The sequence below is a fragment of the Streptomyces sp. NBC_00631 genome, assembly GCF_045206895.1.
GTDB lineage: Bacteria > Actinomycetota > Actinomycetes > Streptomycetales > Streptomycetaceae > Streptomyces.
The window spans coordinates 4764035-4786443 of record NZ_CP107734.1 but is presented as its reverse complement, the minus strand read 5'-3'; the positions used below and the strand labels follow the sequence as shown (position 1 = coordinate 4786443).

The following is a 22409-nucleotide window of genomic DNA, read 5'->3' as shown; positions in this document are numbered from 1 at the left end:
GGTCGTCTCACCGCACGGCTCGTCTCACTGCACCGCGGCGAACGCCGCCGTGAGCAGCGCGAGCCCCGAACCGCCCAGCACCCACGCCACCCGCCGCAGCCGCAGGCCCCCGGCCACCACCACCGACGCCAGCAGCAGCGCACCGCCGAACGGCACCCACGCGTACAGGATCCCGGCGGGACCGGACCGGACCACGTCATCGGTGCCGGGCTTCACGATCACGTCGTACGTCTGCCCCCTGCGCACCGCGACCGACTTGCCGATCACGACGGTGGCGCGCGCCGGCGCACCCGCCGACACCGGGGTGAACGGCCCCGTGCAGGTGTCCGCACCGCACGCCGCCACCTTGACCGTGCCCCGCTCCTTGCCCTTCGTCAGCATCACGTGCTGCGCGGTGCCCCAGGAGCCCCACACCCCGGCGACCAGGATCAGCACGGCGACCGCGCCCATCGACACGACACGCAGCGCGTCGACGGGGGCCGTACGGGAGGAGGCGGCGGAGGCAGCAGGCATGGCCGGGATCATTGGCCATGTCCCTACGGCCGGTCAACTGCCGTGGGGGACAAGTCAGGAGTTGTACGAGCTTTGCGCCCGCTCCAGCCCCTCGCTGACCAGCGCCTCCACCGCGTCGGCGGTCCGGTCCACGAAGTAGTCCAGCTCCTTGCGCTCGGTGGCGGAGAAGTCCTTCAGCACGAAGTCGGCGACCTGCATACGACCCGGAGGCCGGCCGATCCCGAACCGCACCCGGTGATAGTCCGGCCCCATCGCCTTCGTCATCGACTTCAGCCCGTTGTGCCCGTTGTCCCCGCCGCCCAGCTTGAGGCGGAGCACGCCGTAGTCGATGTCCAGCTCGTCGTGGATCGCCACGATGTTCGCCACCGGCACCTTGTAGAAGTCGCGCAGCGCGTTCACCGGACCGCCGGAGAGGTTCATGAACGACATCGGCTTGGCCAGAACCACCCGCCGGCTGCCCGGCCCCGGCGCCCCCAGCCGCCCCTCCACGACCTGCGCCTGAGCCTTCCCGGCCCGCTTGAACTTCCCCCCGATCCGCCCGGCGAGCAACTCCACGACCATGAACCCGACGTTGTGCCGGTTCATCGCGTACTCCGGCCCGGGATTACCGAGCCCGACGATCAGCCAGGGAGCGTTGGCGGGGGCGCCGCCTGCGGGGGTGGTCACGTCCATCTCTCCTTGATACGCGCCAGCCGCCGCTCCCGGGAAAGGGGACGGCGGCTGGAGCTCAGCTGCTGTGTGCCGGGCGCCTGTTCAGCAGCCGGCACCTGAACCGAGGACTCAGGCCTCGGCGGCTTCCTCGGACGTGGCCTCGCCCTCGGTCGCCTCCTCCGCCTGCGCGGAGAGGACCTGGAGGACGACCGCGTCCTCCTCGACCGCCAGGGTCACGCCGGACGGCAGGGTGATGTCCTTGGCGAGGACGGAGGCGCCGGCCTCCAGGCCCTCGATGGAGACGGAGACGGACTCGGGGATGTGGGTGGCCTCGGCATCGACCGGCAGCGCGTTCAGAACGTGCTCCAGCAGGTAGCCACCGGGGGCCAGCTCGCCCTCGGTGTGCACCGGGATCTCGACCGTGACCTTCTCGCCCCGCTTGACCAGCTGCAGGTCGACGTGCTCAAGGAAGCCCTTGATCGGGTCGCGCTGCACGGACTTCGGGATCGCCAGCTCGTTTGACTTGCCGTCGATGTCCAGGGAGATCAGGACGTTCGGCGTACGCAGCGCGAGCAGCAGGTCGTGGCCCGGCAGGGTCAGGTGGATCGGGTCCGAACCGTGGCCGTACAGGACACCGGGGACCTTGCTGTCACGGCGGATACGGCGCGCGGCACCCTTGCCGAACTCGCTGCGCGTCTCGGCGGCGATCTTCACCTCGGACATGGTGATCACTCCTCGTAGAGGTAGATGCGATGGGGGTCCCCCCCGCTCGAGCGGAGTCGAGAGTGGGGGAGGTCACCCGGCCACGAACGGCCTGCTACGAAGAGCGCGTCGATAACGGAGGCGTGGCCTCCCTCGCCGAGCAACCTGAGCAGTCTACTCGGAGGGGGAGGCCGTACCCAAAAGGATCTTCAGCGGCGGTCAGCGCAGTCGGCGCAGAAACCTCACTGCTCGTCGAAGAGGCTCGTCACCGAACCGTCCTCGAAGACCTCACGCACCGCGCTCGCGATCGTCGGCGCGATCGACAGGACCGTGATCTTGTCCAGATCCCGGCTCAGCTCACCCGGCGTCGGCAGCGTGTTCGTCAGCACGAACTCGCTCACCCGCGAGTTCTTCAGCCGGTCCGCCGCCGGACCCGACAGCACACCGTGCGTGGCGGTGACGATGACGTCCTCGGCGCCATGCGCGAACAGCGCGTCGGCCGCCGCACAGATGGTGCCACCCGTGTCGATCATGTCGTCGACCAGGACGCACACCCGGCCCTTGACCTCACCCACGACCTCGTGGACGGTGACCTGGTTCGCCACGTCCTTGTCGCGCCGCTTGTGCACGATGGCGAGCGGCGCGCCGAGCCGGTCGCACCACCGGTCCGCCACCCGCACCCGGCCGGCGTCCGGGGACACCACCGTCAGCTTTTCCTTGTCCACCTTCCCGCCCACGTAGTCCGCGAGCAGCGGAAGCGCGAACAGGTGGTCCACCGGGCCGTCGAAGAAGCCCTGGATCTGGTCGGTGTGCAGATCCACGGTCAGGAGCCGGTCCGCGCCGGCCGTCTTCATCAGGTCCGCGACCAGCCGCGCCGAGATCGGTTCACGACCCCGGTGCTTCTTGTCCTGCCGCGCGTAACCGTAGAACGGCACGATCACCGTGATGGACCGCGCCGACGCACGCTTCAGCGCGTCGATCATGATCAACTGCTCCATGATCCACTGGTTGATCGGAGCCGTGTGGCTCTGGATCACGAAGCAGTCGGCACCACGCGCCGACTCCTGATAGCGGACGTAGATCTCACCGTTCGCGAAGTCGAAGGCCTTCGTCGGGACGACCCCGATACCCAGCTGCTGGGCGACCTCCTCGGCAAGCTCGGGGTGGGCGCGGCCGGAGAAGAACATCATCTTCTTCTCGCCGGTCGTCTTGATCCCGGTCACAGCACTGTCTCCTCAGAGGTGTCTCAGCCGTACAGCTGGATCTCCAGCGCCCTGTGTGCCGGGCACGGAAGGCCGAATCAGCTGGTTAGGTGCGGGTGTGCACTTATCACGGTACGACGTCTTCGGCGCACCTGTTTCCGGTCAGTCCTCGCTCGCGCCCCGCCGGGAAGCCGCCTCGGCGGCCTTCGCCGCCGAACTCCCCGGACGCTTGCGAGCCACCCAGCCCTCGATATTCCGCTGCTGACCGCGGGCCACGGCCAGCGAACCGGGCGGTACGTCCTTCGTGATCACAGACCCGGCAGCGGTGTACGCACCGTCCCCGATCGTGACAGGCGCCACAAACATGTTGTCCGAACCCGTCTTGCAGTGCGACCCGACGGTGGTGTGGTGCTTGTTCTCCCCGTCGTAGTTCACGAACACGCTCGCCGCACCGATGTTCGAGTACTCGCCGATCGTCGCGTCGCCCACATAGGAGAGATGCGGAACCTTCGTCCCCTCCCCGATCGACGCGTTCTTCGTCTCCACGTACGTACCGATCTTGCCCTTCGCCCCCAGCCGCGTCCCCGGCCGCAGATACGCATACGGTCCCACGGACGCGTCCGCACCGACATGAGCGGAATCGGACACCGTGTTGCTCACCCGCGCCCCGGCGCCCACCCGGGTGTCCTTCAGCCGGCTGTTCGGCCCGACCTCGGCACCCTGCGCCAGATGCGTCGCACCCAGCAACTGCGTCCCCGGATGCACGACGGCATCCTGCTCGAAGGTCACGGTCACATCGACCCACGTGGTGGCCGGATCCACGACCGTCACACCGTCGAGCATCGCGCGCTCCAGCAGCCGGTCGTTGAGGATCCGCCGCGCCTGGGCCAGCTGCACCCGGTTGTTGATCCCGGCGATCTCCCGGTGGTCGCCGGCCACCGACGCCCCCACCCGGTGCCCGGCCTCCCGCAGGATCCCGAGGACGTCCGTCAGGTACTCCTCGCCCTGGCTGTTGTCGGTCCGCACCTTCCCCAGCGCGTCCGCGAGCAACTGCCCGTCGAACGCGAACACCCCCGAGTTGATCTCCCGGATCGCCCGCTGCGCGTCGGAGGCGTCCTTGTGCTCGACGATGGCCGTCACGGCCCCGGAGGCGGCGTCGCGCACGATACGGCCGTAACCGGTCGCGTCCGGCACCTCGGCGGTCAGCACGGTCACGGCGTTGCCGTCCCCGTGATGCGTCCCGGCAAGCGCCTTCAGCGTCTCCCCGGTCAGCAGCGGGGTGTCCCCGCACACCACGACCACGGTCCCCTCGACCGCCCCGCCCAGCTCCTCCAGCGCCATCCGCACGGCGTGCCCGGTGCCGTTCTGCCGCTCCTGCACGGCGGTACGGACGGTCGCGTCGACCTCGCCGAGATGCGCGGCGACCTGCTCGCGCGCGTGCCCGACGACGACGACCAGGTTCTCGGGGTCCAACTCACGGGAGGCGGCGAGCACATGACCCACCAGGGAACGGCCACAGATCTCATGCAGGACCTTCGGTGTGGCCGACTTCATACGGGTGCCCTCACCCGCTGCGAGAACGACGACGGCTGCCGGGCGAATGGCGCTCACGGAGTTGCCCTTCGGCTTTTTGGACGGCTGGGGGTGACATCCGCAGGATACCGGGGCGTTTCATGGGGGACATGAGAGCGGGCCCTGACGGTGCTGTCAGGGCCCGAACCGAACGCGCATGGCTCCCCCGCCAGGACTCGAACCCGGACAGATGGCACCAAAAGCCACAGTGCTGCCAATTACACCACGGGGGAACATTATCGACTGAACCGGACATTTAGTCAGGTCGTCGAGTGGCGCCTCCTACTATGCCGTACCACCGGCCCTCGATGCGACGGTACAACTCGGCTCCACCCCTGCCGTCGACGCGCAGACACCCTGGTCGACACCCGTGGCCGTCCCGGGCAACTCGGCCGATTCGATGCCGACATGCTCGGCCCCTCCCTGTTGGCTGAGTACCGGGAGATTTCGGTGTTGTTCGGTTACGGAGTGTGGTGTAGGCGAGTAGACGAAACTCACCGGAAAAGCCCACCCCTGCGCCCGTAGGCTGGAGGCATGACCACGACGGGGGCAGACCACGCGACGGCCTTGAGCGGGCCGTGGTGGTGGTCACGGTGGCGTGGCGCGGTGCTGGACGTGGGGCTCGCGCTGGTGTCGGCGCTGGAGTGCGCCGCGGAGGGGATTCCGTTCGCGCGGGACGCGGGGATCCCGGTGTCGGCGGGGATCGTGTTCGGTCTGCTGGCCGGTTCCGTGCTGGTGCTGCGCCGGAAGTGGCCGATCGCGGTGGTGCTGGTCGCGATCGCGATCACGCCGGCCCAGATGGGTTTCCTGATGGGCATCGTCGGCCTGTACACCCTCGCCGCGGCGGAGCTGCCGCGGCGGATCATCGTGGCGCTGGCGGGCATGTCGCTGGTGGGCACGATGATCGTGACGTTCGTGCGGGTGAAGCAGGACATGGCGCGGGGCGATCTGACGCTGGGGGACTGGTTCGTGCCCTTCGCGGCGGTGGCGACCTCGCTGGGCCTGACCGCTCCGCCGGTGCTGCTGGGGCTGTACGTGGGTGCCCGGCGGCGGCTGATGGAGAGCCTGCGGGAGCGGGCGGACAGCCTGGAGCGGGAGCTTCAGCTGCTCGCGGAGCGGGCGGAGGAGCGTGCGGAGTGGGCCCGGGGTGAGGAGCGGACGCGGATCGCGCGTGAGATGCACGACGTGGTCGCGCACCGGGTGTCGTTGATGGTGGTGCATGCGGCGGCGTTGCAGGCGGTGGCCCGTAAGGACCCGGAGAAGGCGGTGAAGAACGCCGCGCTGGTGGGGGACATGGGGCGCCAGGCGTTGACGGAGCTGCGGGAGATGCTCGGCGTGCTGCGTTCGGGGGAGGGCGATCGGCGGCGTACGGCGCCGGCTTCCGTCTCGGTCTCGGTCGCCGCGTCGGCTTCGGCGCCGTTGGCCGCTGTGGGGGCGGCGGCCGCGGCGGCGGCTTCCCGGATGGCGGCGGAGGAGGAGGGGCCGTGGCTGTCGGAGCTGGAGGTGCTGATCGGGCAGTCGGCGGCGGCGGGGATGGTGGTGGATCTGTCGGTCGAGGGTGCGGTGCGGCCGTACGCGGCGGAGATCGAGCAGACGGCGTTCCGGGTGGTGCAGGAGGCGTTGACGAACGTCCACAAGCATGCGGCGGGTGCGAAGACGCATGTGCGGCTGGCGCACCGGGTGGCGGAGATCGCCATGCAGGTGGAGAACGAGCCGCCGCCGGAGCCGGCGTCGGCGGCGTCCGCCGGGCTGCCCTCGGGTGGGAACGGTCTGGTGGGGATGCGTGAGCGGGTGCTGGGGCTGGGCGGGGTGTTCGTGTCGGGGCCGACCGACGCCGGGGGGTTTCGGGTGTCGGCGGTGATTCCGGCGGTCTGACCGCCCGGTTACGCCTGGGTGGTGAGGCGCTGGGGTTCGACGCCCGCGATGAGGGTGGTCAGGGCGTGGTCGATGTCGGGGCCGAGGTACCAGTCGCCGGTGTGGTCGAGGGTGTAGATGCGGCCCTCGGCGTCGATGGCGAGGAGCGAGTGGGTGTCGGTCTCCGCGCCGAGGGGGCTGACCTCGGTTCCGAGGGCCCGGCCCAGGTCGCCGAGGGTGCGGGCGAGGTGCAGGCCGTGCAGGGGGTCGATGTGGAGTGTGGCGGGGGCGATCTGGCGGCCGGTGCCGGTCGGGTTGATGTACAGGCCGCCGAACTCGGCCCAGGCCTCCACGGCGGCGGGGAAGACGGCGTGCCGGTGTCCGGCGGGTGAGGCGTGGTCGCGCAGGGCGTCGGCCCAGACCTCGGCCTGCCTTATGTCCCAGCGTCCGGGGAGCCAGCCGGCGGCACGCAGGGCCGCGTCGACGGGCACGGAGAAGCGCGTGGAGGAGGTGCGGTCGGCGTGCATCTGCCCTTCGTTCGTGTGTGGTGCGGGTGCGGGTGCGGGTGCGGGTGCGGCTGTGTGGCGCGTGGGGGTGGTGGGTGCGTCAGGCGTCGGTGGTGGGGTCGACGACGCGGACGCCGAAGTGGGCGGTGAGGGCGGCGCAGGCCCGGCAGGGGGCGGCGAAGCTGCCGTGCAGGGGGTCGCCGTCCTCGCGTATGCGGCGGGCGGTGAGTTTGGCCTGCTTGAGGGCTCTGCGGGCCTCGCCGTTGGTCATGGGTCTGCGGCTGGCGCGTTTGCTGCGGTCGGCGTCGGCGGCGCTGATGTGCCGTGAGATGAGGATGGCCTCGGCGCAGCGGCCGGTGAAGCGGTCGCGCTGTCCGCTGGGGAGGGTGTCGAGGAACTCCTGGACCAGCGGGTGCAGCGGGGGCGGCTGGTCGCCGCGGGCGGCGGTGCCGGTGAGGGTGGCGCCGCGTACGGAGAGGGCGGCGGCGACGGTGGGCAGGATGCCGTCGCGGCGGTGCTGGAGGGCGGGGACGGGGGGTGTCTCGGCGCTGCTCCAGCCGATGCGGGGGTCGCCGTCGGAGGCGCCGTGGATGGCGCCGGACATGGCGGTGTGCGGTCCCGTCTGTGTGGCGTTCATGATCGTCTTCCCCTCCACGGCATCCCCCCGAAAGTCACAGACTGCCAAATCCCGTGGCGGGTGTGGTAGCTGGGGCGGTGCGACACGCCCGGGTTTGGGCACGCTGTCACGGCGGGGTGACGGCTGGTCACGGAACCGGAGGGCCGGTGACCGGGGTTCACGTACCGCATAGGCTGTCGGCACCGCGATGGGCGCGGTCGACGCGTCTGGGACGTGGGAGAGACAGCCGGATACGGGCCGTGGCGCGCCGCAGGGGTGTGGCACCGGTTCGTACAGAGTGCCGCAGGGGGCATCCGTCATGACGACAGGTCGGCTCGGGCTGGGGGCACCGCCCAGCGGCCAGGCCGGGGGACAGGCCGTGCCGCCGAACGCGGCCTATGCCGGGCAGGTCGTGCACTTCCCGGATCCGGTCCGGGCGGCACGTCACCCGAGAGGGGTACGGGTCGACGAGCGTGGCTACCCCGACTTCTCGCCGTACGCGCGCGCGGCGGCGGAGATCGCCGATCCGCCGGAGGGTTTCGGTGTCGACGAGTTGCGGCTGACGGACTTCGTGTCCGCGAACGCGGTGCTGGCGGCTTCGGGCCATGACCTGTGGGACACGGTGCCGGCGGTGGCGACGCCGCACGGCTGGACGTGGCACCACGTGGTCGGGTCGCGGCGGCTGGAGCTGGTCCCGGTCGAGGTGAAGGCGTTGCTGCGGCATCACGGCGGGGTGGCGACGGCTCGGGTGGACCATGGCAAGCGGGGGACGCGGCCGTTGCAGGAGACGCGTCCGGCGCACTTCGGGCTGCCGAAGTCGGCTGTGGCGGTGTCGGAGTCGCAGGTGCAGGGGGTCGAGGAGGACCTCGGGTACCGGCTGCCGGGCGCGTACCGCTCGTTCCTGAAGGCGGCGGGCGGTTGCGCGCCGGTGGGCACGGCACTGGACGCCGGCCTCGGGCTGCTGCTGGACCAGCCGTTCTTCACGGTCCGCGACGAGGCGGCGGTGAACGACCTCGTGTACGTCAACAAGTGCCTGCGCGACCATCTCACCAAGGACTACCTGGGCGTCAGCTTCGTGCAGGGCGGCCTGCTGGCGGTGAAGGTGAAGGGCGAGCGCCCGGGTTCGGTGTGGTTCTGCGCGTACGACGACGCGCGTGACGTGGATCCGGGGTGGCCGCCGGCGGAGCGGGTGGAGCGTCTGCTGCTGCCGTGCGGTGAGGACTTCGACGTGTTCCTGTCGCGACTGGCGGGATCCCCGCCGGAGTTGGAGACGGTGGCGAACCTGATGGCCGACGGTGGTTTCGCGCGTGCCGTGCCGGTGTCTTCCGACGGTTCGGGGGAGTGAGGTCCGGCATGGTGACGTTCGCGCAGGCGCAGGAGCGCGCCGAGGAGTGGATCAACGGTGACGTGCCGGCGTACCAGCATCGTGAGGTGCGCGTACGGGAGTTCGGTCTCGGGTTCGTGGTGTGGGGTGAGGACCGGGCGGAGGGCCCGCGGTCGGACGCGGGCGGGCAGCGGCTGGTCATCGCCCGGGACAGCGGCGAGGCCACGCTGTGGCCGGCGCTGCCGGTGGGCGAGGTGATCCGCCGGTACGAGGAGGAGTACGGCCGTGAGGCGGAGATCGCCGACGCGGTGCCGGCGCCCGCGGCCCGGGTGGACCTGAACCAGACGTCGTTCCTGCTGAGCCCCCCGGAGTGGCTCCAGGAGGCGGCGGACAAGCTGGGTATTCCGGATCGGCGGTCGGGGGGTGACGGGGCGCCGGCCGGTGCTGGTGCGGGTGCTGCTTCCGGTTCCGGCTCCGGTGGGCTTGCCGAGACGCGGGCCGGGGTGCCGGGGGCTGCCGGTGGGGCCGGTCCGGCGGGGAGCGGTGGTGCCTCCTGGCCGCCGGCCGCGGCGGGCGCCGGGGCGGGGGCGGCTGGTGCGGCGCACGGTGTGCCGAGTGCGCCGGGCGCGCACGACGTGCCTGCCGGTGCGACTCCTTGGGCCGGTACCGACACGAACGCCGACGCCGGTGAGGACCGTTCCGTCCCGCTGCCCGCGACGGTCTTCGCACCGCCGCTGAACGATGCCGACGACGGTGCCCTGCAGGACGCCGAGACGGCACTGATGGCGGGGGGCAGCCAGCTGCCTCGTACGGCGGTGTCCCCGGCGCTCGACGACGCGAGTGCGCCGGGCGTGCCGGGCGCGCAGGACGTGCGGGGCCGTGCGCCGCAGGGCGGCACGCCTCCGCCGCCTCCGCGGGACGCCCCGTCGTACGGCTACCCGCAGGGACCGGCGGCTCCGGGCACGCCCGCTCAGCCGCAACCGCCCGCGCCTTCTTACGGTTACCCGCAGGCGCCGCCCGCTCCGAGTTACGGCTATCCGCAGGCACCGGCCGGTGCCGCTCCGGGTGCGCCCCAGCCTCCGGCGAATCCGGCGGGGCCCCCGAATCCGGCCCCGCCGGCCGGTCCGGCCGCTCCCGGCCGGCCTCTCGCACCGAACGCCGGTGACATAGCGGACGCCGCGACGAGCAGGGCCGCGCCTCCTCCGCGCAGGGCGCGTGGCGGGGCCGGTGCGCCGCCTCCGCCGCCGGGCGTCCCGGGAGCGCCGGGCGCCCACCCCGGGGGCACGCCTCAGCCGCCCGCGCCGGCGGCTGGGTACGCGCCGACCCAGATGGTGTCGGCGTCGGGTCCCAAGGGACCTGAGGCGCCGGGGCAGGTGCCGGGCGCGCAGAGCCCGCCGGGCGCCCGAAACGCGCCCGGCACGCCGGGTGTTCCGGGCGGCATGCCGCCGGGCGATGCTCATCGCGCGGCCACGATGCTGGCCGGCCCGAGCGGGGTGGGCGCCGGTGCGCAGCAGCCTCCGGCCACTCCGGGTGTGCCTCCCGCGCCGGGCGCACCTCAGCCTCCACCCGCCCCCGGTATGCCTCCCGCGCCCGGCGCTGCCGCTGGTGCGGGCGGAGCGACGGTGCACCATGCCGAGACGGTGCTGGCGGCACCCCCGGTGGGTGCGCCGGGCGCCCCCGGTATGCCGCCGGGCGCTCCGCAGGCGCCGCCGCAGATGCCGCCTCCGATGCCGGCCGGTGCGATGCCGCCGCCTGGCCAGCCCATGCCTGGCCAGCCCCTGCCCGGGCAGCCCCTGCCGGGGCAGCAGCCGCCGGCGTACGGCTACCCGCAGCAGGGGCAGCCGACGGTGGGCCCCGGCTACCAGGCCGTGCTGCGCTACCGGGCGCAGGACGGTTCGGAGCAACAGCTGATCCGGCGTTCGGCGCCGGGCACCCCGCATCCGGAGTGGCAGATCTTCCACGAGCTGCGGGCGATGAACGTGCCGCCGGACCAGGTGCTGGAGCTGCACACGGAGCTGGAGCCGTGCGAGCTGCCGGGTGCCTACTGCGCGCGGATGATCCGGGAGCAGTGGCCGCAGGCGCGGCTGGCGAGCATCGCGCCGTACGGGACGGATCACGCGAGCCGGCAGCAGGGGATGCACCAGTTGCTGGCGCATCAGGGCGAGTTGCACCAGGTGGCGGCGGGTCCCGCGCGGCCCGCGCCGGTGCGGGCGCCGTTGCCGCAGGTGCAGGCGGCGCCGCCGATCCCGCCGGAGGCGATCGCGCAGGAGCTGGGGGCGGCGTTCGGTCCCGGTGTGTTCCGGTTCGAGCAGGCGGCCGTGTCGCGGCAGGGCGTACCGCCGATCGTGGCGCACACGCTGGTGGCGGCTGGGCTCCCGCTGGACATGGGGCCGTTCTTCTGGGCGCAGGCGCAGCCGGGCCGTCCGGTGCCGACGCTGGCGGAGCTGGCGCAGGAGCGCGGCTTGCCGCCGGCGCCGGACGCGGCGTCGTACCTCGTCATGGGGACCGACTTCGGCAAGGCGATCTGTGTGCAGTACGGCACCGCGAACATCGTGGCCGTGCCCGTGGAGGCGGGGCCGGGCGGGGCGTCCGTGCCGCCGCAGTTCGTGAACACGGGGCTGCCGGAGTTCGCCCGCTGTCTGGCCCTGCTGGGCCGGATGTGGCGGCTCAGGTTCGGCCTGAACCAGGAGCAGGCGGGCCGCTGGACCGTCGACTTCCAGGCCCAGCTGGCCTCCCTGGACCCGGCCGCGCTCGGTTCGCCGGAGAGCTGGTGGTCGGTGCTGCTGGAGCAGATGTGGGACGGGCTGTTGTGACGCGAGGGTAGGAAACGGCCGTCACGAGGGCCGGTCGGGTCGGAAGACCGGACCGGCCCTCAGACGTGCCCGCCGGGCGTTCCTGCCCCTGACGCGCTTCCCCTCACCTGGCACGGCGTGCGGTGTTTCCGGCGCCGCATGCGGAGTGTCGCGTTATGAACACTTACGTCCGATCCATCAAGATGTCCGCGAAATCATCATTTCGTGCGGGTCCGGCGGAGAGGGGTTCCAGGTGAGCAGCGCATCGATGTCGCCGTACGAGTTCATGACCGTCCGGGGGCGTGGCTACCGCCCCGATCAGGTCGACACCTTCTTGGTGGCGCTCTGCGAGGACCGGGACGCGGCGTGGGAGCGTGCCGCGCGGCTCACCGTGCTCGCCAAGGAGATGGAGGCCGAGTCCGAGCGGCTGCGCGCCGTGGTCGAGCAGCTGGCTCCGCAGACGTACGAGGCGCTCGGGGACCGTGCGCACCGGGTCTTCCGGCTCGTGGTGGAGGAGGCGAAGGCCCTGCGCGAGGGTGCCCGGCGTGAGCTGACGGAGGGGGTCGTGGAGGCCGCGGAGCGTGCCGAGAGCGCGCGCTGTGCGGTGCAGGAGCAGGCCGACGCGCTCCGCGCGGAGACCGAGGAACGCGCCCGCCAGTGGCTGCTCGCCGCGCGTGCCGAGGCGGACGACATTCGCATCGGCGCCCGCCTGGAGGTCAAGGAGCGGCGGGGCGAGGCCCTTTCGGCGCTGCGCGAGGTGCGGCAGCGGACCATCGGGATGCTCGCCGAGCTGGCCAAGGAGCACGCCGAACGCTGGGCCGAGGAGGAGCGCGAGGAGGCCGCGCGCGCCGCCGCGGTCGACGCGCACAACGCCGAACGCATCGCCCGTGCCGAGGCCGCCCTGGCGGAGGCGGAGAAGGCTCTGGAGGAGGCCGGGGAGTCGGCGCGCCGCTCCGAGGAGGAGGCGCACGCGCGTGCCGCCGAGGTCCTCGCGGAGGCCCGGGCCCACGAGGAGCGCATCGCCCGGGAGACCGAGCAGGTGCTGCGCGAGCACGGCGAGACCTGGGACGACGTGCAGGCGCACATGGACCACATGCGGGACAGCCTCATGACCCTGACGGGGCGCGCGGCGGCGGAATAGCGTCTTGGCGCCGAGATTCCCTCTGCTTCATGCCGCGATCGGTTCACCTGGTCGGGCAGGGAGAGGAGGGAGCGGGGGACGCACGTTACCCGCAGGTGTCCGGGACGCTCGCTGTTTTCCTCGCTGTTTTCTCCGAACTGGGCACTCCGGGAGGGGAGTCAGTCCTTGAGGACCGGGAAGCGCCGTGGTGCCACGAACAGCAGCATCAGGAACGCCAGTGCCGCCGCGCACGCCGCCCCGAAGTACACCGCGTGGACGGCGTCCGCGATGGCGTGGCGGGTGGACTCGGAGGCCGTCCCGTCGTCCAGCGCGCGGGTCACGGAGTCGAGGTCGCCCGCGCCGCCCAGCCGGGCGGCCAGCACCCCGTTGGCGACCGCACCGAACACCGACGCCCCGATCGTCTGGCCGGTCTGCCGGCAGAACAGCACCGACGCGGTCGTCGTGCCCCGCTCCTCCCAGCCCACCGTCGACTGCACGCCCACGATCAGCGGCAACTGGAACAGGCCCAGTGCTGCGCCCAGCAGGAGCATCAGCAGCGTCGGCTGCCAGGCCGACCCCGGGTAGGGCAGGAACGGGAACGCGAACAGGATCACCGCGGCCGTGCCGATGCCGAGCAGCGCGGTGTCGCGGAAGCCGATCCGCCGGTACACGTGCTGGCTGAGGGCCGCCGAGACCGGCCAGGTCAGCGTCCACACCGACAGCACGAACCCGGCGGCCACCGGCGCCAGCCCGAGCACCGACTGCGCGTACGTCGGCAGGAACACCGTCGGCGCCACCATCAGCAGGCCGAGCGCGCCCAGCGCCAGGTTGACGGCCGCGATCGTACGGCGCCGCCACACCCACCCCGGGATGATCGGCTCGGCCGCCCGGCGCTCGATCCACACCACGAGCCCCGCCAGCGCGAGCCCGGTGGCGAACAGCGCGCACGACGGCGCGGACCACCACGCCCACGCCACCCCGCCCTGCACGAGCGCCGTCAGCAGCACGCCTCCGCACGCGAAGACCGCCAGCGCACCCGCCCAGTCCACCCGCGGGGGCGTGCGCGGCGCCCGCTCCGGCTCGTGGAGGTGACGCACTATCAGCCACAGCGCCGCCGCGCCGATCGGCAGGTTGATCAGGAAGATCCACCGCCAGTCCGCGTAGGCGGCCAGCACCCCGCCGAGCCCCGGCCCGGCGACCGCCGACACCGCCCACACCGTGGACAGCTTCGACTGGATCTTCGGGCGCTCCTTGAGCGGGTACAGGTCGGCCGCGAGGGTCTGCACGGTGCCCTGGAGCGCCCCGCCGCCGAGGCCCTGCACGATCCGGAACGCGATCAGCGCGCCCATGTTCCAGGCGACGGCGCAGAGCAGCGACCCGAGCAGGAACACCGCGGCGCCCGCCACCAGCACCGGCTTGCGGCCGAAGGTGTCGGAGAGCTTGCCGTACACCGGCAGCGTCACGGTGACGGCCAGCAGGTAGCCGGAGAAGAGCCAGGAGAAGACCGAGAAACCGCCGAGGTCGCCGACGATCTGGGGTACGGCGGTGGAGACGACGGTGGAGTCGAGCGCCGCCAGCGCCATGGCGAGCATCAGGGCGGCCACCACGGCTCCCCGCCGGCCCGTCCCGGCCTCGCGCCCCGCCGCGCGTATCGCGGGTCTCGTGTTCTCCACGCCGGATCCCCTCCCCGTGCGGCCACCATGTATCTATGTCGCGCGCAACAGCTTCCCATCCGCCCCGGCACGGTGGGAGTGCGCGTCCACCTGGTGGGAACGCGCGGGAGTGCGCGTCCGCTTGACCCTCACGCGACGAGAGGGTGGACGCTTCCTGGGGCGGTGGGTGGAGGCCGCCCCCGAGAAGGACTCCACCCGGCGGTGGACGTCCCCTAGGGGGTCCTCCGTACTACGGCTCGGGGAGGGTTCGTACTGCCGGAGGACGAGGCGGCACCTCGTCCGTCCTTAACCTGGCTTTACGCCGCCGGGGGGCGGTTGACCGAACCGGCGGGGGTGGGGTTTTCCCCCGGGCAAGACGGGGCTTCGCACCAGCGCGGAGCAACCCCGCCGACCGCGAGACTCGTCGTCGTACCGAAACGCTGCACAGCAAGGCGCGGCACCACGCTGCCCGTTCGCTGACCGACTTAGGAGACATACCGTGACATCGGCTGTGACCATTCCCAGGCACGGGGGTACTGGAGGGCGTACGGCCGTTGCCGCGCGGGCGCGGCAGGTCGTCAAGGCGTACGGGGCCGGGGAGACCCGGGTCGTCGCCCTGGACCACGTCGACGTGGACATCACGCGGGGGCAGTTCACCGCGATCATGGGCCCCTCGGGGTCCGGGAAGTCCACCCTGATGCACTGCCTCGCCGGACTCGACACCGTGACGAGCGGTCAGATCTACCTGGACGAGACCGAGATCACCGGCCTGAAGGACAAGAAGCTCACCAAGCTGCGCCGGGACCGGATCGGGTTCATCTTCCAGGCGTTCAACCTGCTGCCGACGCTGAACGCGCTGGAGAACATCACGCTCCCCATGGACATCGCCGGGCGCAAGCCCGACAAGGAGTGGCTGGGGCGCGTGGTGGACACCGTGGGGCTCGCGGACCGCCTCAAGCACCGCCCCACACAGCTCTCGGGCGGTCAGCAGCAGCGCGTGGCCGTGGCGCGCGCCCTCGCCGCCCGCCCCGAGATCATCTTCGGTGACGAGCCGACCGGAAACCTCGACTCCCGCGCGGGCGCGGAGGTCCTCGGCTTCCTGCGCCGCTCCGTCGACGAGCTCGGCCAGAGCATCGTGATGGTCACGCACGACCCGGTCGCCGCCTCCTACGCGGACCGCGTGCTCTACCTCGCCGACGGCCGGATCGTCGACGAGATGTTCAAGCCGACCGCGGACACCGTCCTGGACCGCATGAAGGACTTCGACGCGCGGGGGCGTACGTCATGACCGTCCTGAAGACCTCGATGCGCAACTTCTTCGCGCACAAGGGGCGCATGGCCCTGTCGGCGATCGCCGTGCTGCTGTCGGTGGCGTTCGTGTGCGGCACCCTGGTGTTCACCGACACCATGAACACGACGTTCGACAAGCTGTTCGCGGCGACCTCGGCCGACGTCACGGTCAGCGCCAAGGGCGCCTCCGACACCGGGGAGACGACCTCCGACAACGGCAGGCCGCCGGTCATGCCGGCCTCGGTGGTCGGCAAGGTCCACGCGGCGGACGGCGTGAAGGCGGCCGAGGGGACGGTCTTCTCGACGTCCGTGACCGTTGTGAACGCCAAGAAGGACAGTCTGTCGCCGACCAGCGGCGGGCCGACCATCGTCGGCAGCTGGAACTCCAACGACGCCCGCACCATGCAGATCACCTCCGGTGCGGCGCCGAAGAACTCCGGCCAGATCATGGTGGACGCCGACACCGCCGACAAGCACCACCTGAAGCTCGGCGACGAACTCGCCGTCATCAGCGCGGTCGGCACGCACACCGCGAAGATCTCCGGCATCGCCGACTTCACCGTCACCAACCCCGGTGCCGCGATCTTCTACCTGGACACGAGGACCGCCCAGCAGACGCTCGTCGGGCGGACCGGCGTCTTCACCGACGTCAACGTGACGGCCGCGGCCGGCGTGACCGACGCACGGCTGAAGCAGAACGTCAGCGGCGAACTCGGCACCGCCTACAAGGTGCAGACCGCCAAGGAGACCGCCGACGCCAACCAGAAGGACGTCGAGAGCTTCCTGGACGTCATGAAGTACGCGATGCTCGGCTTCGCCGGAATCGCCTTCCTGGTCGGCATCTTCCTGATCATCAACACCTTCTCCATGCTGGTCGCCCAGCGCACCCGTGAGATCGGCCTGATGCGCGCCATCGGCGCCGGCCGCCGCCAGGTCAACTGTTCCGTGCTCGTCGAGGCCCTGCTGCTCGGCGTGGTCGGCTCGGTCCTGGGCGTCGGCGCGGGCGTCGGCATCGCGGTCGGCCTGATGAAGCTCATGGGCTCCATGGGCATGCACCTGTCGACGAGCGATCTGACGATCGCCTGGACGACCCCGGTGCTCGGCCTGATCCTCGGCGTCGTCGTCACCGTCCTCGCCGCCTACCTGCCCGCGCGCCGCGCCGGCAAGGTCTCCCCGATGGCCGCGCTGCGCGACGCGGGCGCCCCCGCCGACGCCAGGGCGGGCCGCATACGCGCCCTGGTCGGCCTCGTGCTGACCGGAGCGGGCGGCTACAGCCTCTACCTGGCCTCGGCCACGGACCAGGCCAAGCAGGGCTCGGCCTGGCTCGGCCTCGGCATCGTCCTCTCCCTCATCGGGTTCGTCGTCGTCGGCCCGTTGCTCGCGGGCGGGGTCGTACGCGCCCTGGGCGCCGTCCTGCTGCGGATGTTCGGCCCGGTCGGGCGCATGGCCGAACGCAACGCGCTGCGCAACCCGCGCCGCACCGGCGCCACCGGCGCCGCCCTGATGATCGGGCTCGCGCTGGTCGCCTGCCTCTCGGTGGTCGGCTCCTCCATGGTCGCCTCCGCCGGCGACCAGCTCGACAAGACCGTCGGCACCGACTTCATCATCCAGTCCGACAGCGGCCAGCGGATCACCCCGCAGGCGGTCAAGGCCGTCAAGGACGTGCCCGGACTCGCCCGGGTCACCGAATACCGCACCACCACCGCCGACTACACCACCCCCGACGGCAGGACGCTCAAGGACACCGACATCACGGCGGCCGACCCGACGTACGCGACCGACCTGCGTACCAAGACCGTCGCCGGTGACCTCAAGGACGCCTACCTGCCCGACTCGATGTCCGTGCACGACAAGTTCGCCAAGGCGCACGACATCCACCTCGGCTCGAAGATCGCCGTGAAGTTCAAGGACGGCGGTACGGCCCACCTGACCGTCCGGGCGATCACCAGCAGCGACGGCCTCATCGACGCCGGCTCCAAGTACACGAACATCACCACGCTCGCCAAGTACGTGCCGGCCGCCAAGATGCCGCTCGACGACCTGGTATTCGCCACCGCCAAGGACGGGCAGCAGGACGCCGCGTACAAGTCGCTCAAGTCCGCGCTGCACGACTACCCGCAGTACACGGTGCGCGACCAGACCGACTACAAGAAGGCGCTCAAGGACCAGATCGGCCAGCTGCTGAACCTGATCTACGGCCTGCTCGCCCTGGCGATCATCGTCGCCGTCCTGGGTGTCGTGAACACCCTGGCCCTGTCGGTGGTCGAGCGGACCCGGGAGATCGGTCTCATGCGCGCCATCGGCCTCTCCCGCCGCCAGCTGCGCCGCATGATCCGCATGGAGTCCGTGGTGATCGCCCTCTTCGGCGCCCTGCTGGGCCTCGGCCTGGGCATGGGCTGGGGCGCCACGGCCCAGAAACTGCTCGCCCTGCAGGGCCTCAAGGTCCTGGAGATCCCCTGGCCGACGATCATCGGCGTCTTCGTCGGCTCGGCCTTCGTGGGCCTGTTCGCCGCCCTGATCCCGGCGTTCCGCGCGGGCCGCATGAACGTCCTGAACGCGATCGCCACGGACTGAGGGGCGGCCGAGACCACCGCATACGGGGGTTGCGGGGGAAACGCCCGGCGCCGGAGAGCCTGAGGGTTCTCCGGCGCCGGGCGCGTCTTGTCCTGCTGTCCGGGCCCGGCCTGTCTTTCGAGTCCCGCTTTTTCACTCACCGGGTCGGGTGGTGGGTGAGCATAGGCTTCGGGTGTCCTGGGGGCGGAGCCCCCTGGGACGGCCACCGTGGCGCAGGACACCCCACAGGGCGACGGAGGTTATCCACAGCCCCGGCACCCGCGCCCGCGTAGTCGTACGCTGGAGACCCCCCGGTCGCAGCCCGCGCCGGGCACTTCGCGTTGCCCACCCCCCGACGAAAGCCGCCCTGAATGAGCCTGCACGGTCTGCTAGACGCCGTCGTCAAGGACCCCGCCCTCGCGGAAGCGATCAAGGCGGCCGCGGACGGCAACCGCATGCACGTCGACCTGGTCGGCCCCCCCGCGACCCGCCCCTTCGCGGTCGCCGCCCTGGCCCGCGAGACCGGCCGCCCCGTCCTCGCGGTCACCGCGACCGGCCGCGAGGCCGAGGACCTGGCGTCGGCGCTGCGCACCCTGCTGCCGTCCGAGGGCGTCGCCGAGTACCCCTCCTGGGAGACGCTCCCGCACGAGCGCCTCAGCCCCCGCAGCGACACCGTCGGGCGCCGCCTCGCGATCCTGCGCCGCCTCGCCCACCCCAGCCCGGACGACCCCGAGACCGGCCCGGTCTCCGTCGTCGTCGCGCCCGTACGATCCGTGCTCCAGCCGCAGGTCAAGGGCCTCGGCGACCTGGAGCCGGTGGCGCTGCGGACCGGGCAGAGCGCCGACCTGAACGAGATCGTGGAGGCCCTCGCGGCCGCCGCCTACGCGCGCGTGGAGCTCGTCGAGAAGCGCGGCGAGTTCGCCGTACGCGGCGGCATCCTGGACGTCTTCCCGCCCACCGAGGAACACCCCCTGCGCGTCGAGTTCTGGGGCGACGACGTCGAGGAGATCCGTTACTTCAAGGTCGCCGACCAGCGCTCCCTGGAGGTCGCCGATCACGGCCTGTGGGCACCGCCCTGCCGCGAGCTGCTGCTCACCGAGGACGTGCGCGCACGCGCGCGTGCCCTCGCCGAGGAGCACCCGGAGCTCGGCGAGCTGCTGAACAAGATCGCCGAGGGAATCGCGGTGGAGGGCATGGAGTCCCTCGCCCCCGTCCTGGTCGACGACATGGAGCTGCTGCTCGACGTGCTGCCCAAGGGCGCGATGGCCGTCGTCTGCGACCCGGAGCGGGTACGCACGCGCGCCGCCGACCTCGTGGCCACCTCGCAGGAGTTCCTCCAGGCGTCCTGGGCGGCCACCGCGGGCGGCGGCGAGGCGCCCATCGACGTCGGCGCGGCCTCCCTGTGGTCGATCGCGGACGTCCGCGACCGCGCGCGCGAGCTGGACATGATGTGGTGGTCCGTGTCGCCGTTCGCGGCCGACGAGGAGCTGTCCGCCGACACCCTCAAGCTGGGCATGCACGCCCCGGAGACCTACCGCGGCGACACCGCGAAGGCCCTCGCCGACACCAAGGGCTGGCTGGCCGACGGCTGGCGCACTGTCTTCGTCACCGAGGGCCACGGCCCCGCCTCCCGCACGGTCGAGGTGCTCGGCGGCGAGGGCATCGCGGCCCGCCTGGACGTCGACCTGGGCGAGCTGAGCCCCTCGGTCGTGCACGTGTCGTGCGGCTCGATCGACTACGGCTTCGTCGACCCGGCGCTGAGACTCGCCGTCCTCACCGAGACCGACCTGTCCGGCCAGAAGGCGGCCGGCAAGGACGGCGCCCGGATGCCGGCCCGCCGCCGCAAGACCATCGACCCGCTCACCCTGGAGTCGGGCGACTACATCGTCCACGAGCAGCACGGTGTGGGCCGCTACATCGAGATGGTGCAGCGCACCGTCCAGGGCGCCACCCGCGAGTACCTGGTCGTGGAGTACGCCCCCGCCAAGCGCGGCCAGCCCGGCGACCGGCTGTACATCCCGACCGACCAGCTGGAGCAGATCACCAAGTACGTCGGCGGCGAGGCCCCCACCCTGCACCGGCTCGGCGGCGCGGACTGGACGAAGACCAAGGCGCGCGCCAAGAAGGCCGTCAAGGAGATCGCGGCCGACCTGATCAAGCTCTACAGCGCCCGCATGGCCGCCCCCGGACACGCGTTCGGCACGGACACGCCGTGGCAGCGCGAGCTGGAGGACGCGTTCCCGTACGCGGAGACCCCCGACCAGCTGACCACGATCGCCGAGGTCAAGGACGACATGGAGAAGTCGGTCCCGATGGACCGCCTGATCTGCGGCGACGTCGGCTACGGCAAGACCGAGATCGCGGTGCGGGCCGCTTTCAAGGCCGTACAGGACGGCAAGCAGGTCGCCGTCCTCGTCCCCACCACCCTGCTGGTGCAGCAGCACTTCGGCACGTTCTCCGAGCGGTACTCGCAGTTCCCGGTGAGCGTGAAGGCGCTCTCCCGCTTCCAGAGCGACAGCGAGGCGAAGGGGACCCTGGAGGGCCTGCGCGAGGGAGCCGTCGACGTCGTCATCGGCACCCACCGGCTGTTCTCCTCGGAGACCAGGTTCAAGGACCTGGGTCTGGTCATCGTCGACGAGGAGCAGCGCTTCGGCGTCGAGCACAAGGAGCAGCTGAAGAAGCTCCGTGCCAACGTCGACGTGCTGACCATGTCGGCCACGCCCATCCCCCGCACCCTGGAGATGGCGGTCACCGGCATCCGCGAGATGTCCACGATCACCACGCCTCCGGAGGAGCGCCACCCGGTGCTCACCTTCGTCGGGCCGTACGAGGAGAAGCAGATCGGCGCCGCCATCCGCCGTGAACTGCTGCGCGAGGGCCAGGTCTTCTACATCCACAACCGGGTGGAGTCCATCGACCGCGCGGCGGCCCGACTCCGCGACATCGTCCCCGAGGCGCGCATCGCGACCGCCCACGGCCAGATGTCGGAGTCGGCCCTCGAACAGGTCGTCGTCGACTTCTGGGAGAAGAAGTTCGACGTCCTCGTCTCGACCACGATCGTCGAGTCCGGCATCGACATCTCCAACGCCAACACCCTGATCGTCGAGCGCGGCGACACCTTCGGCCTGTCCCAGCTGCACCAGCTGCGCGGCCGGGTCGGCCGCGGCCGGGAGCGCGGGTACGCCTACTTCCTGTACCCGCCGGAGAAGCCGCTGACCGAGACCGCGCACGAACGGCTCGCCACCATCGCCCAGCACACCGAGATGGGCGCAGGCATGTACGTGGCGATGAAGGACCTGGAGATCCGTGGCGCCGGAAACCTGCTCGGCGGCGAGCAGTCCGGGCACATCGCGGGCGTCGGCTTCGACCTGTACGTCCGCATGGTCGGCGAGGCCGTCGCGGACTACCGGCGGCAACTGGAGACCGGCGGGATCGAGGAGGAGCCGCCGCTCGAAGTCAAGATCGAGCTGCCCGTCGACGCGCACGTCCCGCACGACTACGCGCCGGGCGAGCGGCTGCGGCTGCAGGCGTACCGCTCCATCGCCTCCGCCAACTCGGAGGACGACATCAGGGCGGTCCGCGAGGAACTCACCGACCGCTACGGCAAGTTGCCCGAGCCGGTGGAGAACCTGCTGCTGGTCGCCGGGCTGCGGATGCTCGCCCGCGCGTGCGGGGTCGGCGAGATCGTCCTCCAGGGCACCAACATCCGCTTCGCGCCGGTGGAGCTCCGTGAGTCGCAGGAGCTGCGGGTCAAGCGCCTGTACCCCGGGACCGTCATCAAGCCGGCCGTCCACCAGCTGCTGGTACCCCGCCCGAAGACCGCCAAGGTGGGCGGCAAGCCACTGGTCGGCCGGGACCTGCTGGGCTGGGTGGGGGAGTTCCTCGCCTCGATCCTCGGCTCGTGACCCGAGCCGGAGCCGGAGCCGGAGGCGCGGCGCGTACGGATCGGTGAACCGGCGCGCCCGCGCGATGGGCCTCGGGATCGTCCGGGACCGTCCGGCGGTCCCGGACCCTCGGACAGGGGCGCGGACAGCGGTACGGGAGCCGCCTGCGGCGGGCCCC

The 22409-nt window shown here is 71.8% G+C and carries 15 protein-coding genes and 1 tRNA gene; 7 read left to right on the top strand and 9 right to left on the bottom strand.

The genetic code is table 11. The features are described 5' to 3' along the window. Window positions 1-24: 24 nt before the first annotated feature. The 6 genes from OHB00_RS21865 to OHB00_RS21840 form a co-directional block, all read right to left on the bottom strand. Window positions 25-525, bottom strand: coding sequence for a hypothetical protein (locus OHB00_RS21865; protein WP_406436704.1), 501 nt, complete (start codon window positions 523-525; stop codon window positions 25-27). Between the two features lie 42 nt (window positions 526-567). After that, window positions 568-1185, bottom strand: coding sequence for an aminoacyl-tRNA hydrolase (gene pth, locus OHB00_RS21860; RefSeq protein WP_406436702.1), 618 nt, complete (start codon window positions 1183-1185; stop codon window positions 568-570). Window positions 1186-1293: 108 nt separating this feature from the next. Continuing rightward, window positions 1294-1887, bottom strand: coding sequence for a 50S ribosomal protein L25/general stress protein Ctc (locus OHB00_RS21855; RefSeq protein ID WP_406436700.1), 594 nt, complete (start codon window positions 1885-1887; stop codon window positions 1294-1296). 221 nt (window positions 1888-2108) lie between these two features. Further along, entirely contained in the window at window positions 2109-3089 is a 981-nt protein-coding gene (locus OHB00_RS21850; protein WP_406436698.1) for a ribose-phosphate diphosphokinase, read from the bottom strand. Window positions 3090-3230: 141 nt separating this feature from the next. Then, window positions 3231-4679 (bottom strand): bifunctional UDP-N-acetylglucosamine diphosphorylase/glucosamine-1-phosphate N-acetyltransferase GlmU, encoded by a 1449-nt coding sequence (gene glmU, locus OHB00_RS21845; protein WP_406436696.1) that lies wholly within the window; start codon window positions 4677-4679, stop codon window positions 3231-3233. Between the two features lie 119 nt (window positions 4680-4798). Further along, window positions 4799-4873 (bottom strand) — tRNA-Gln (locus tag OHB00_RS21840). A 301-nt stretch (window positions 4874-5174) separates the two neighbouring features. On the opposite strand from OHB00_RS21840, the gene OHB00_RS21835 reads away from it, so the two are divergent. Next, entirely contained in the window at window positions 5175-6515 is a 1341-nt protein-coding gene (locus tag OHB00_RS21835) for a sensor histidine kinase (RefSeq protein ID WP_406436694.1), read from the top strand. An 8-nt stretch (window positions 6516-6523) separates the two neighbouring features. On the opposite strand, the gene OHB00_RS21830 is transcribed toward OHB00_RS21835, so the two are convergent. Together OHB00_RS21830 and OHB00_RS21825 are read right to left on the bottom strand one after the other, a co-directional pair. Beyond that, window positions 6524-7021 (bottom strand): SUKH-3 domain-containing protein, encoded by a 498-nt coding sequence (locus OHB00_RS21830; RefSeq protein WP_406436692.1) that lies wholly within the window; start codon window positions 7019-7021, stop codon window positions 6524-6526. Window positions 7022-7100: 79 nt separating this feature from the next. Next, a complete protein-coding gene (locus tag OHB00_RS21825; RefSeq protein WP_406436690.1) occupies window positions 7101-7637 on the bottom strand; it encodes a YwqJ-related putative deaminase in 537 nt (178 codons plus the stop codon). Window positions 7638-7935: 298 nt separating this feature from the next. Here OHB00_RS21825 and OHB00_RS21820 point away from each other — a divergent pair, with 298 nt between their 5' ends. The 3 genes from OHB00_RS21820 (at window position 7936) to OHB00_RS21810 (ending at window position 12873) form a co-directional block, all read left to right on the top strand. Then, window positions 7936-8961, top strand: coding sequence for an SMI1/KNR4 family protein (locus OHB00_RS21820; RefSeq protein ID WP_406436687.1), 1026 nt, complete (start codon window positions 7936-7938; stop codon window positions 8959-8961). Window positions 8962-8969: 8 nt separating this feature from the next. Further along, window positions 8970-11753: an SUKH-4 family immunity protein gene (locus OHB00_RS21815; RefSeq protein WP_406436685.1), complete on the top strand. Its 2784-nt coding sequence runs from the start codon at window positions 8970-8972 to the stop codon at window positions 11751-11753. Window positions 11754-12018: 265 nt separating this feature from the next. Continuing rightward, a complete protein-coding gene (locus OHB00_RS21810) occupies window positions 12019-12873 on the top strand; it encodes a cellulose-binding protein (RefSeq protein WP_406445927.1) in 855 nt (284 codons plus the stop codon). A gap of 158 nt (window positions 12874-13031) precedes the next feature. Here the strand turns inward: OHB00_RS21810 and OHB00_RS21805 are convergent, their stop codons facing one another. Continuing rightward, window positions 13032-14525 carry an MFS transporter gene (locus OHB00_RS21805; RefSeq protein ID WP_406436683.1) on the bottom strand — a complete coding sequence of 498 codons (1494 nt, stop codon included), beginning with the start codon at window positions 14523-14525 and terminating at the stop codon, window positions 13032-13034. A gap of 478 nt (window positions 14526-15003) precedes the next feature. Between OHB00_RS21805 and OHB00_RS21800 the strand changes: the two genes are divergently transcribed. The 3 genes from OHB00_RS21800 to mfd all read left to right on the top strand — a co-directional run bounded on the left by OHB00_RS21800 (window position 15004) and on the right by mfd (window position 22252). Then, window positions 15004-15792: an ABC transporter ATP-binding protein gene (locus OHB00_RS21800; RefSeq protein WP_406436681.1), complete on the top strand. Its 789-nt coding sequence runs from the start codon at window positions 15004-15006 to the stop codon at window positions 15790-15792. Then, complete coding sequence (locus OHB00_RS21795; protein ID WP_406436679.1) at window positions 15789-18368, top strand: ABC transporter permease; 2580 nt, start codon at window positions 15789-15791, stop codon at window positions 18366-18368. Before OHB00_RS21800 ends, OHB00_RS21795 begins: the two co-directional genes overlap by 4 nt. 350 nt (window positions 18369-18718) lie before the next feature. Then, a complete protein-coding gene (gene mfd, locus OHB00_RS21790) occupies window positions 18719-22252 on the top strand; it encodes a transcription-repair coupling factor (protein WP_406436677.1) in 3534 nt (1177 codons plus the stop codon). Window positions 22253-22409 lie beyond the last annotated feature (157 nt).